This is a genomic window from Candidatus Poriferisodalis multihospitum (assembly GCF_028283155.1).
Classification (GTDB): Bacteria; Actinomycetota; Acidimicrobiia; order Acidimicrobiales; family Poriferisodalaceae; genus Poriferisodalis; species Poriferisodalis multihospitum.
The window spans coordinates 16,757-28,452 of the sequence record NZ_JAPYOK010000065.1; the positions used below are offsets into that span (position 1 = coordinate 16,757).

Here is an 11,696-nt window from a genome sequence, read left to right on the forward strand (position 1 = left end):
CAGAGCACCCCAGCGACAGCCTCGACAGTGCGAGGCGGCTGCGGGAAGCGAGTTCTCAGGAGCAGTGCGATGGCCATCCCCCCGTGCCGGGACCCAAGAGCCAGCCGCCGAGCGTGCGTCGCAGCGGCGCTGGTCGTGCTCGCTGCCGCCTGCAGCGGGGACGACGCAGAACCCGTCGATCTCGGCCCGCCGATCTCGGCGGCACCCAGCGCCGCCACGACCGAGGTGCGCGACGGTGCGCCACTGCCGCAGCGGGCCACCGAGGCACGGCCGATCACTGCCGGCGGTGGCGGCTTCCCCGTGCACCTGCCACAGCCACCGCCGCCCGAGGTGCCCGCGGGGGTCAACATCGGCGGCGGGCGCATCTGGGTGCCCTGGCCGCCCTACCCGCAGCCTGCGGAGGCCGGCCCGCCCGTCGTGGCGGGGTCGCAATCGGCCTTGCTGGACGACACAGCGGCCGGCCTGCAGCACATCGTCGATCAGCGTCGGCGATGGGAGGCCAAGCCGGCGTACCTGCCAGCCGCACGGGAAGCCTTCGATCAGGGCAGCCGGGTTGCCTGGCGGCGCGCCGGAACCGAGACCGCGTGGGAACTGGTGATCGATCCAGCCGGGACCGCCTATGAGACCCACCTTGCTGCCGACCGCAGCGCCGCCTACGACCACGCCGCGCTGTGCCCGCCGCATCCGACGCCGCAGACGCTCGGGATCGACGCGGGGGCTAGCGCCCAGCGGCGCGATCGGGCCGCCGCGGTCGTCGAGGCCTTCATGGTGGGAATGCGCTCGCCCGGCGGCCGGCCCGTGCACTCATGGGGCACCACGACGAATGACATAGCCAAGCTGCTCACCTACAGCCCCGGCGAGCCGATGGAGCTTGCACTCGGCGGCCACAGCCTGACCGATGCGGGATTCTTCCCCGGCGACTGGTCCACCCAGGCCAAGACGTGGCTGACCCGACGGGCTGCGCAGGGCGCCGTCACCGACTCGCTCGTCGGTCACGCAGCGGTGAGTCCCGGCCCCGACACGCTGTGGGAGGCGTGCAGCGATTTGGCCACGATCACGCCCGGCATCTACACCACCTCGCACCGCACCCGCCAGCTCGAATCGCTGTGGGCGCGGGGCCTGCGCCTCGAGTTCACCGCCCCTGCGGCCGGTCGGGCCTGGGTAGCCGACCTCAGCTCTGCGGGACACGCGCTCGCAGTGATCTGCCACGCGCCGGGACAGTCCTTCCTGGTCGACGCATCGACCGGAGAGCGCCTCGATGCCGGTACCGACCATCGGGCGCGGGTCGAAGCCATGTGGCTGACGTGGTCCCGGCTCAGCTACCGCGTGCTGCGCAACGCGCTGTTCGACGGCGGTTGCGACAGCGAGGCCTTTTCGAGCGCAGTGCAGTGGCTGCAGGGCGAGAAGGACGCTCACGCCGCGGACATCGACTGGTCCGATCCGCACGCTTGGGGCTCGGGTGTGCGCAACCAGTGGGTCGCTGTGCGCGAGTGGGTGCAGGTGCCCCAGGCCGAGGCGTGGCGCGCTCACCGCGATCACCGCTGGCATCTGGCGTTCTGGTGCGAAACCGGCATCCCCGTCGGGGTATTGATCGACGGTGCGCTGCAACGGCCCGAGCTGGAGCCCCACTGCACTCCCGAGCAGTGGGCGGCACTGCAGGATGCCGCCGCGGCAGCCCCTGACGTCACAGCGGAGCTCTCGGCGACGAACTGGGCACCGGGCGCGAGCTGGTACGAGCGGATGTACCTCTCACCGTTCACATCGCTCGAGCAGATTCTCGGCTGTCCCCCGGATCCCGACCTCATCAGTGAGGCACTGGAGCCGCCCGTCGAGCGGCGCGCGAAGAGACCCTGGTCGCCGGGACTGCTGCCGCTCACCCCGCCTGATCGGGCTTACCCACGTCCGATGCCGCCGTGCCCGCAGGCCGGCTGGCCGCCGCAGACCGACCGTTACTGGTGGCCCGAGGCAGCGCCGCTGGCTGAAGCGTCGTCCGCTGAGGTTTCGTCATGAGCGCCCCGCGCGCGGCCTGGTGGACGCTCACTGTCGTGCTGGCTGCGTTGCCGCTGGCGATCATTGCGGCACGCAGCGACTCTGCTGGTGCGCAGGCCGCGGTGGCGCCGGTGTTGAGCTGTCCCGCAGGGATGGCGCTCGACAGCGCCACCGGGTCATGCCTCACGCAGCGAATCGAGACTGCGCTCCGTCCGTCGAGCTGCCCGGCGGGATCGACACAGGTTCCCGGCCAGTACGGCGGCCACGTGTGCCAGACCAAGGTGACCAGCACGGTGAACACCGGTCAAACCCGGCAGGTGTACAGCCACACGACCTACGCGAACGTGTGGGTGCCGACCGGCACCGAGCGAGTCCAGACCGGCACGAAACGCGTCTGGATACCGCCGCGGACGACCGTGGAACCGCTGGTGCCGCCGCTGCGGGTGCAGACCGGCACCACCCGGCGGTGCGACTTCGACCCGGTCTCGGGCCAGCAGTACAACTGCCGAAACGTGCCGGTCTACGGCTACCAGACGACCCAGACGGTCACCGTTCCGGGCTACTGGAGCGAGACGCCCATCTACGAGGCACGCGAAACCGGCTACTGGGACCGGGTGCCCACCATCCACTACACCACCGAGCCGATCTACGAGACCGTGGTGGAGTGGGTGACGTCGGCGGCGACGCAAGGCGCGTGCCCGTCAGGCTGGCAACCCGCCGGCAGCCAGTGCTCGCGCACCGTCTTGGGCCAGCCCTCTGCTGCGCCGACGCAGAGCTGCCCGTCAGGCTCGGTTCCCCGCTACGGCGACGCGTTGGGCGGCACCGGGCCGTCGGCGCTGACATGCCAGTCGAGCGCCCCCGGTTCTGACACGAACACCGGCACCTCCCAGGACGACAGCGGCGGCTCGGAGACCTCGCCTGACGGCGGGGCGCGGCCGTTGCATCACTTGGCCGGCGAGAGCGATGAACGGCTCGCCGAACTGGGCATCCATCGCTGCGCCGACGGGCTGCTGTCGTATGTGGCGTGCGACGAGCTGCCCGGACGCACGTGGGACAGCGACCCGGGCATCTGCGACGGCATCGAGGGCACCACCTACCGGCCCGACCACGGCGGCAGCTGCGTCACTGGCAGCGACTTGCTCAACAAGTGCACGACGCCCGGCGACTGCGAGGAGACCACCATCCGCACCTACTGCCCCGCCATCGGGGAGCTGGCGGACACCCAGATCCAGGAGCACGCTCACCCAGACCGCGGTGCGGAGACCTACCGGGTGTGCATCTTCGACTGCTCGAGCTTCGGCACCCTGCCGCAATACGTGCAGTCGCGCATCAACGGCTCCTACGACTACGCCTGCCTGCCGTCGCCCGAAACGGAGACGTCCCCGACGGATACGGCATCGCCGTCGACGACTGCCGCCACCACCACGTCGGTCGGGCCGGAAGACGTAGACGGCGCAGGCGATCCGCCCGACACCGGCGGACCCGACGTCACCGTGGCCACGACGCTGCCGACGACCACCACCACAGCTCCCGCTTCGCAGTGCTCGCCACTGCCGCCGCTGCCTCTGGTTCACGCCGATGCGGCTGCGCTGGGGTGGGAGTCGCGTGTGCGCTCGGGCGATGTGGTCTCGTCGCCCCAGCGTCACCTGCCCGGCGGCGGCCGGTTCCTGCAGGTGGCGCCGGGGCGCGGCTGGATGCGAGCGCTGCACATCGTGCAGATCAGCGATCCGAACTGCACGTGGACCGTGACGCAGGTGCGCACCGCCTGGTCTGAGCTGCGGCCGTGGATCGTCGCCGAGCGCCAGCGCATGGAGGCCGAGCCGAGCACTGCGCATCTCGTCGAGCGTTGGAGGGCGCTTGCGGCCGATCAGCAGCAGTTGTTGCGCCAGTGGCACCGGCCCGGCGCAGCTCCCGCTGAGGTCGTGTGCGCGATTGCCGATGCCATCGCTGCCACGGCATCAGCCGACTGCGGTTGGCTGTTCAGCCACCCGGGGGCCTACGCCTGGCGCTTCGACGCCTGCTTCGAGGTCGCCCCCGCACCGGGACAGGCGGGCTCGGGCGGGGGCAGCCCGCCGGCAAGCGGCGACTGCTGGACAACGCTGGCTTCGGGGGCGGACTGGATCCGGCCGGTGAGCGACTACGCGGACGGTCGGGTGACGGTCACCCAGGGCGGTACGCGGCCGTGACGTCGCCTGCGCATCCCGGCTACGGGACCGATGACCCGGCGCCGGCCTCGGCGGGCGCGCGGCGCACCGGCATCGAGCCGTGGCGAGTTGCTGTCTCAGCGGCGATTGTCGCCATCGTCGTGGCGGCCATCTGGCTCTGGGGCCGCCCGCACCGCGAGCCTCCTCATGCGCTGGTGGCGGTCACCGCTGAAGCGTGGCTCGCAGGCCAGCCGGCGGGAGCCTTCGAAGCGGTGACCGTTCCCCAAGAGCTCGCCGGGACCATGGCCGATCCCGACTCGATCGCGGGCAGCGTCGTCGCATTCGACGTGCCGGCGGGGATTCTCGTCTCGCCTGCCCTGCTAGGTCCGCCCGATGGCGCTTCGGGCACACGCACCGTCATCCGGTTGAGCGCGGACACCTCCGCGTGGCCCGAGCCTGGCCCGCGCGCGGGGAGCCGCGCCGTGGTGGCGGGAGTGCTGGGCGGCTGCGCGCTCGACGTAGCCACCCTGGCCGGCGGTGCCGAGGGGAGCATCGTGGTGCACGTCGATCCTTCCGAGGCAGCGCGTTACGCACGCGCCGCGGAGCTCGACGGTCTCGTGGTCTGGCCGGCGCCGCCCGACGGCTGGCCCGAGTGCCGATCGGTGGGGGGCTGAAGCGTGCTGCTGGTGCTGTGCGACGCAGCGCTGGGTTCTGCGACGCGCGACTGGGTGCGCGACGCGCTGCAGTCGGGGCTGTCCGCTGTGGCGGGCCGGGTCTGGATCGGTGCCGATGTGGTGTCGATGCCTCGTCCGGACGGCACCGCTGAGCCGTGCATGGCGTGGCTGACCAGCGGCGACGAGCCCGATGTCATCGCGGCAGCAGCGGCTGCCTCCAGCGAAGTCGTGCTCGTGCTCGGCTCACCTGCTGCTCGAGCCACGGCCAGCGCGTCGAGCGGCGCTCACGCAGCGCAGGCGTGGCGAGCGGCTGCCCCAGGAGGCATTCCCCGAACAGCGGTGTGGCTGCCGACCGCAGGCGGTGGGCGCGGTGACCCCACCGGCGAGCTGTCCGCCGCGCTGGGAGTGAACCGGATCGTGCGCGTCAAGCAGGTCGAAACGCGCGGTGCGTACCGGCAGCTTCACCGGCTGGGGCGCTCGCTGGCCGCATCAGCATGCGCCCCGCAGCGGCTCGACCGTTCTGACGGCGACGTCCGGCGGCGCACGGCTGCCCGCGCCGCCACCGACGCACTCTCCGAACTGCTGGATGAGCCCGACATCGAGGAATTCCAGATACGCGGCGGCGAGTCGATGCTCGTGCAGTACGCAGACGGCCGGGTGGAGCGGCGGCCGTCGCCCTTCGCTGCGGACGAAGATCTCATCGAATCCGTGCGCTTTCTGGCGAGCTATTCCGGTGACCGGCCCCAGCGCTTCGACGAACTGGACCCGCGCCTCGATGTGCGGATCGGCGATCGCTGGCGCCTCCATGCCGAGGCGTTCGTGACCAGCCCGCCCAACGTGGTGCTCCGCTCGAACATGGCGGGCCGCATGCGCCTCGATGATCTCGGCGTCGTCTCCGACGAACTGGGCAGCGTGCTCATCGAGGCCATCGCGGGGCGGGTGCGCGCCAACGTGGTGGTCGCTGCGGCCATGGGCGGGGGCAAGACCACGCTGTGCCAGGCGCTGCTGGCGGCGGTGCCCGATCACGAGCGCATCGACACCATCGAGGACACGCCCGAGCTGCGACTGGCCGAGTACGGCATTCACCCCAACACCTACGAGCGGCTGACCCGCGACGCCAACCAGGACGGCCACGGCCGTCATTCGATGGCCGACCACATCCGCGATGCCAAGCGGGCCAATGCCGCCAAGCTGGTCGTCGGCGAGATCCGCGGCGAGGGCTGCGAGGCGCTGCTGGATGCGATGTCCTCGGGCCTCGACGGCTGCCTGGTCACGCTGCACTCCCAGCCCGGCAAGGGCGTCTTGGAGAAGCTCGTGGCGTACGCCTGCTCCGAGGGTGCTGAACCCGACTACGCGCGCCGCCAGATCGCCGCTGCAGTGGATCTGTGCGTGTGGATGGGCCGCAACGACGCAGGGGAGCGGGTGGTCGCCGATGTGACGCAGCTCACCGGCATCGACGACCTCACCGGCGTGATCTCCACGACCTGCCTGTGGGCGCTGCGGCCGGGCGACCGCTGGTCTACCCCGGCCGGCCGCCCCGCGGGCCGCATGGCAGAGGTCTACGTCTCTGCCGGCCTCCCCGAAGCGGGCGGCCACGCCGAGCTGCCGACCGTGTACTCCCAGATCGTCGATGTTCCGTTGACACCCAACCTCGCGGCGTCCGAGCCCGCCGAAGCAGCATCGCCTCGCGCGGTTCGCGCATCCGACGGGGGATCCATGCCCGGGTCCGCCGCCACCGCCGTGCCGTCATCAGCTGCGCCTGCGGTGCAGGCACCTGCGCCGCCGCAGAAGACCGCCGCGTCGACGGCCGTCCGTGCGCCGGTCACGCCGCAGGAAAATGCGCCCGCGTTCGACCCGGCACCGCGCGGCGGTGCACAGCGGGTTGCCGCCCTGTGGGATCCGGGCCCGCTCGTGCCGATCGACGATCCACCGCCGTACGAGCCGCTCGTTGCCGAGGACGGCGCGTGCTGAGGCTCGCGGCGTTCGGGGCGGCCGGCTGCGCTGCGGCGCTGTGGTTGGTTCTCGCCGATGCCGCCCCGGAAGGCCGCCGCGACGGCAGCCCGACACGCTGGCCGTGGACAGTGACCGGCATTGCAGCATTCGTCGCCGGATTGGCGTTCGGACCCGTCGCCGCCGGCCTCGCGGGTGCTGTCGTAGGCATCTGTGCATGGTGCGCGGCGCTCATCGCCCGCAGCCGTCGGCGTGTCGCCGCGGCGGAGTCGGTGGCGCAGTTCGCGTCGATCCTGTCCAATCAGGCGCAGGTCTCGCGCACCGTGGTCGACGCGCTCGAGACCGCAGCGCCGCTGGCCACCGGACCGATTGCCGAGGCGGCTGCCCGATTCGTCGCAGAGTGCCGCAGCGCCGGCGTGGAAGCCGCCGCGCAACGATTCGCGACGGGCACCGAGGGTGCTGTCGCTGCATGGCTGGCCGACGCCGTGGCTGTTGCCGCGTCGAGCGGCGGCGAATGGGTGCCCATCTTGGGTGTGCTCGAGTCCGAAGCAGCCGAAGACGCGGCCACCGCGCGCCACTTCCACCGTCACGTCGCGGCGAACCTGCCCCAGCTCGGCCTGTCAGCCGCACTGGGCTCGGCCGTTGCCCTCGGCAGCGCGCTGGTGAGTCCCGAAGCGTGGGCGTGGCTGACCGGGGCGCAAGGCCAACGGGTCGGCCTCGCAGCCGTCACCATCGCAACGGCGATTTGCGCCCGCCCGCTGGCCTCAGCCTGGGAGCTGACCCGGTGAGCGTGGCTCCGCCGTCGCTGGGGGTGCTCGTGTTCTGGATCCTCGCGGGGATGGGCGCCGTCGCGGCGATGGGATTGGCTGCAGACAGCGAGCGGCGTCGCCGCAACCGTCGGCGACTGGCCGCGCTGGGCTGGACCACGCCACGATTGGCCGTGCTGGCGTTGGTAGTTGCCGTGAGCGCGGTCGGCATCGCCTTCGTCGCCAGCAGCCGATTCTCCGAGGAGGCCGCTGCGTCGCCCGCGCTGGCGCTGGCATGGTCGTTGCTGGCAGCGGTTGCGGTCGCCTGGGCGGTGCCTGGGCTGGTGGCAAGCTCGGCGTTGTCGGGCAATCGTCGCCGGCTGGATGGTGCCGTGCTGCTGTGGCTTCGCCGCATCCGGCTGTTCGTGGCGTCAGGGCACCCGATCAGCGTGGCAGTGCTCGACGCGGCCGAGCGTGTCAGCGACCCCGCGTTCGCGCCGGCGGCCGGTGCTGTCAACGCAGCGGTGCTCGGCGGGCGCGACCCGCTGTCCGCGGTCGCTGCGCAGTTGGCCGACTCGCCGACGGCATCGCTGCTGCGCACAGTGGACGTCGCCGAGCGCTCGGGCGCTGCGGCGTCGCAGCTGCTCGACCGCGTGCTCGACCGTGTCGTGCGGGCCATGGACGACCGCCGCCGCGAGTCCATCGACCGCCTCGGCCGCTCGGTCGGCGCCTCCGCCTCGCTGCTCGCCGTAGTGGCGTCCGCCGTGGTCATGGTGACCATCGTCATGACCCTCCCCTCGGTGTGAACCAGCCGATGAGCGCCGCATGCCAGACCTCCAACGCAAGGAACCCGATCGCCCGCGGGAGCGGGCAAGGAGCAGAAACATGGATTCACCGGTAACCAAGCTGATCTTCATCGCCGCCGCCGTCGCCGCCTCAGTGCTGGTGGTCACGGTGATGTGGACCACCCTGGGCGCCAACGCCCCGCAGACGAGCGGCATCGCCGACAAGTCCAAGATCACAACCGAGGCGCTCTGCGATGCCGTCGATGGCACATGGACTGCCGCCAACACACCCCCGTGCGCGTAGCAGTCGACGACAGCCGGGGTTTGCGTTGCGCCTGTCCATGCACCACCTCCGGTTGACCCATTGCGGCAGTCCGTTGCCCTCCCATCGTCGATGAACCGTGGATAGCTCGATCTCGATCCTGCGGCTGTTCAGCGTGCTGGCGGTGTTCATGGCGCTGGTGATCTCGCTGTTCGCTCGCCAGGTCGGTGCTGCGGCGGCGCAGGGCGCGGCCGACGCCGCGGCTATCGCTGTTGCCGACTTGGTGTCGTCCGACTGGGACTGCACCGAGGCCGGCCTGCCCGCAGACGCGGCGGCTACGGCGGCGAGGGCGGCAGTGGACCGCACGGCGCAGCTTGCTGCCGTCCAGCCCACGGCCGTCGAGGTGCGTGCCGACGGCACGTGCTCGGTCATCGTCACGGTGCGTGTTGAATCAGCAGACTGGCTCGGTTCGCGCGGCGCGCGCGGCGTGGCCTGCCGACGGCCGATGTCAGCTGAGGGCGCGGCACTGCGAGCCCCGATAGTCCCGCCGTGCTGAGCGACAAGTCGCTCCGGCGGCGGAGCCAAGCGCCTGGGTCACGAAACCCATCGAAGCGAGTGAGCAGAGCATTCCTGTGGAGGAATCTGACGCATGGATGAGGGCGTCGGGATGCTCAGCGTGGCGGCCGTGCTGGTGCTCGGCATCTGGCTGGTGGACTACTCGGGCGACGCCACGCGCGCCACGGCCAGCGTCCGAGCGGCGAGCATCGAAGCTGCCCAGTACGCCGCCAGCGCACTCGCGTCGCCGCCGTCGGGCACCACCGACGCCGCACTGGACGGCCATGCCGCGGGCATCGCCGAGCGCGTCGTGGCTGCAGCGGCCATCTCCGACTGCAACACCGCCGATCCCGGCTATGGCGTCGCCGCATCGGTTCATCGCCTGCCAGGCCTCGCCGAGCCGGCGGCAGTCAGCGTGCAGGTGACCTGCCCGCTGGCCGTCTCGCCGTTGTTCGCCGACACCGTCCGATTCCGAGCGGCCGTGCCGGTGCCGGCGCCGCCAGGTGCGGGTTCGTGAGCGCGCTGCCCGATCCCGACGGAGACTCCGCCGGCGAAACGGTCGCAGTCGTGCAGCCGGGTGCCGGGCCATGAGCACGCCGGTGATCGCGTTGGCGCTGGCCGCCATGTGCGCGCTGTTCAGCGCGGCGGCGGTCGACACCGCCCAAGCCATGGGCCTGCGCAATCACGCCGCAAACGAAGCCCGATGGGTCGCAACCAGCACGCTCGACTCGTGCGCCGCCAGCAGCGCGCCGCAGAGGTGCGCACTGCCGCCGGGCTGCGCCGCGCCGACCTGTGCCATATGCCGTCGCGGCGATGCCGTCCGGGCCGATGTATCGCTGGATTGGTCTCCCGTGCTGCTGCAGGGCCTCGCCCCAGCACACGGCCGCCACGCGCTCAGCCTCGAAGCGCTCGATATCGCCGACCTGGCAGGCGCCAGCCTGCCCGCCTGCACCTAGTCAGTGCTGCTAGCGCGGGGCGATGCGGAGCGGTTCTCCGGTGAGCGATCGCAGCGCGCCGAAGTGCCGGTGGTCGAGCGTGAGGATGGTGTCGGTCCCGTAGCGCTCGGCGAGCACGACCAGCGAGGCATCCGTGATGCCGATGCCGAGGTCCCGGTACCTTGCGATGACCTCGGCAGCCAGCGCGATGTCGGCGGCGCTCATTGCGGCGAGTTCGTAGGCGCCACCGGCCAGTTCGGCCAGCACCGCCAGCTCCGCGTCCACGCCCTTGCGCGTGGCGACGAGATAGTCGAGTTCGGCCACAACGTAGGGCGAGACGACCATCACTTCGCCGTGCGCTTCGAGCCATGCGCTCACGTCGTCATGCTGTGTTCCCGATTCGCTGTAGAACGCGACGAGGGCGCTGGTGTCGGCAATGACGGTCACTCGCCGAATCCTGTGAGCAGCTCGTCGACCTCGAGCGCCCATGCGCTGTCGCCGGGAATGATGCCTGACCGGGGGGTGTGCATGCCATATATGGTACCAGCGCCAGCTAATTGGCGGTCGGGTGCCGACCCGAAACCGTCCATGACGTGACATTGCGCGCCGGGTCGCGGGAGGCCCGCGCTAGGGTGCGGTTCTGACCGTGAAGCGGGTCCGGTGAGGCCCGTACGGACAGGAAGGACCTGCGCGTGGCAGACCGCGAGCGACGCATGACGCCCCCCTACGGGGGCGTTTTTGTTGCCCGGACCACCATTCTCGATTCCAGCGGGGTCCACCGGGCGCTCACCCGTGTCAGCCACGAGATCATCGAGCGGAACGAGGGTCTCGACAACGTCCTCGTGGTGGGCCTGCAGACCGGCGGCGTGCAGATCGCCCTGCGGATCGTGCGGCTCCTGTTCGAGATCGACGGCACCGACGTGCCCTTCGGCACGCTCGACGTGGCGATGCACCGCGACGACATCGGCCTGCGACCCGTCATGGCCGAAGCCGTCACCGACATCCCCTTCGACCTCGACGGCATGACGGTGGTGCTGGTCGACGACGTGCTCTACACCGGCCGCACCATCCGCGCCGCGCTCGACGCCCTCAACGACTTCGGACGTCCCCGAGCGGTGCAGCTCGCCGTGGTGATCGACCGCGGTCACCGCGAGCTGCCCATCCGCCCCGACTTCGTGGGCAAAAACCTGCCCACCAGCCGCGAGGAGATGGTGGACGTCACGCTCGAGGGCGTCTTGTTGGGGGAGATGCGCAAGTGAGCACGCACCTGCTGACGCTGGGCGAGCTCGGCACCCAGGGCATCGCTGAGCTGCTGTCGCTCACCGACCGCTTCGTCGAGGTGGGCCGTCGACCGATCCCACGGGTGCCCGCATTGCGCGGCCGCACGGTTGCCACGCTGTTCTTCGAGGAATCCACCCGCACCCGGCTGGCCTTCGAGACCGCCGCGAAACGGCTCTCGGCCGATGTGCTGACGTTCTCGGCATCGTCGTCGTCGCTCGCCAAGGGCGAGTCGCTGCGTGACACGGTCGAGACCATCGAGGCGATGGGCGTCGATGCGATGGTGGTGCGCCATCGCAGCTCGGGCGTGCCCGCCCAGGTCGCCCGCTGGGTGGGCGACGGGGTCAGCGTGCTGAACGGGGGCGACGGCTGGCACGC

At 71.2% G+C, this 11,696-nt stretch carries 12 protein-coding genes and 1 pseudogene; 12 read left to right on the forward strand and 1 reads right to left on the reverse strand.

Annotated elements, in window-relative coordinates:
• Window positions 1-69 precede the first annotated feature (69 nt).
• The 10 genes from VI480_RS05940 (at window position 70) to VI480_RS05985 (ending at window position 10,061) form a co-directional block, all read left to right on the forward strand.
• Entirely contained in the window at window positions 70-2,010 is a 1,941-nt protein-coding gene (locus VI480_RS05940) for a hypothetical protein (RefSeq protein ID WP_323671903.1), read from the forward strand.
• Window positions 2,007-4,175, forward strand: coding sequence for a hypothetical protein (locus VI480_RS05945; protein ID WP_323671904.1), 2,169 nt, complete (start codon window positions 2,007-2,009; stop codon window positions 4,173-4,175). The genes VI480_RS05940 and VI480_RS05945 overlap by 4 nt, the downstream gene beginning before the upstream one ends.
• Window positions 4,172-4,807: a hypothetical protein gene (locus VI480_RS05950; protein ID WP_323671905.1), complete on the forward strand. Its 636-nt coding sequence runs from the start codon at window positions 4,172-4,174 to the stop codon at window positions 4,805-4,807. The genes VI480_RS05945 and VI480_RS05950 overlap by 4 nt, the downstream gene beginning before the upstream one ends.
• A 3-nt stretch (window positions 4,808-4,810) precedes the next feature.
• Window positions 4,811-6,778: an ATPase, T2SS/T4P/T4SS family gene (locus tag VI480_RS05955; RefSeq protein ID WP_323671906.1), complete on the forward strand. Its 1,968-nt coding sequence runs from the start codon at window positions 4,811-4,813 to the stop codon at window positions 6,776-6,778.
• On the forward strand, window positions 6,772-7,545 hold the full coding sequence (locus VI480_RS05960) for a hypothetical protein (protein ID WP_323671907.1): 774 nt from the start codon (window positions 6,772-6,774) through the stop codon (window positions 7,543-7,545). Before VI480_RS05955 ends, VI480_RS05960 begins: the two co-directional genes overlap by 7 nt.
• On the forward strand, window positions 7,542-8,309 hold the full coding sequence (locus VI480_RS05965; protein ID WP_323671908.1) for a type II secretion system F family protein: 768 nt from the start codon (window positions 7,542-7,544) through the stop codon (window positions 8,307-8,309). Before VI480_RS05960 ends, VI480_RS05965 begins: the two co-directional genes overlap by 4 nt.
• A 79-nt stretch (window positions 8,310-8,388) precedes the next feature.
• The gene (locus VI480_RS05970) at window positions 8,389-8,592 is read left to right on the forward strand and encodes a hypothetical protein (RefSeq protein WP_323671909.1); all 204 of its coding nucleotides are present in this window, start codon (window positions 8,389-8,391) and stop codon (window positions 8,590-8,592) included.
• 97 nt (window positions 8,593-8,689) lie between these two features.
• A complete protein-coding gene (locus tag VI480_RS05975) occupies window positions 8,690-9,106 on the forward strand; it encodes a hypothetical protein (RefSeq protein ID WP_323671910.1) in 417 nt (138 codons plus the stop codon).
• A 93-nt stretch (window positions 9,107-9,199) separates the two neighbouring features.
• Window positions 9,200-9,622, forward strand: a complete 423-nt coding sequence (locus VI480_RS05980) for a hypothetical protein (RefSeq protein ID WP_323671911.1) — start codon at window positions 9,200-9,202, stop codon at window positions 9,620-9,622.
• 70 nt (window positions 9,623-9,692) lie between these two features.
• Complete coding sequence (locus VI480_RS05985) at window positions 9,693-10,061, forward strand: hypothetical protein (RefSeq protein ID WP_323671912.1); 369 nt, start codon at window positions 9,693-9,695, stop codon at window positions 10,059-10,061.
• A gap of 9 nt (window positions 10,062-10,070) precedes the next feature.
• Here VI480_RS05985 and VI480_RS05990 read toward each other — a convergent pair whose 3' ends face one another.
• Window positions 10,071-10,487 carry a PIN domain-containing protein gene (locus tag VI480_RS05990; protein WP_323671913.1) on the reverse strand — a complete coding sequence of 139 codons (417 nt, stop codon included), beginning with the start codon at window positions 10,485-10,487 and terminating at the stop codon, window positions 10,071-10,073.
• 266 nt (window positions 10,488-10,753) lie between these two features.
• Between VI480_RS05990 and pyrR the strand changes: the two genes are divergently transcribed.
• Window positions 10,754-11,299 (forward strand): bifunctional pyr operon transcriptional regulator/uracil phosphoribosyltransferase PyrR, encoded by a 546-nt coding sequence (pyrR, locus tag VI480_RS05995; protein ID WP_416246650.1) that lies wholly within the window; start codon window positions 10,754-10,756, stop codon window positions 11,297-11,299.
• Window positions 11,296-11,696 (forward strand): annotated as a pseudogene (locus VI480_RS06000) (aspartate carbamoyltransferase); the annotation flags it as partial. The gene pyrR and the pseudogene VI480_RS06000, both read left to right, overlap by 4 nt.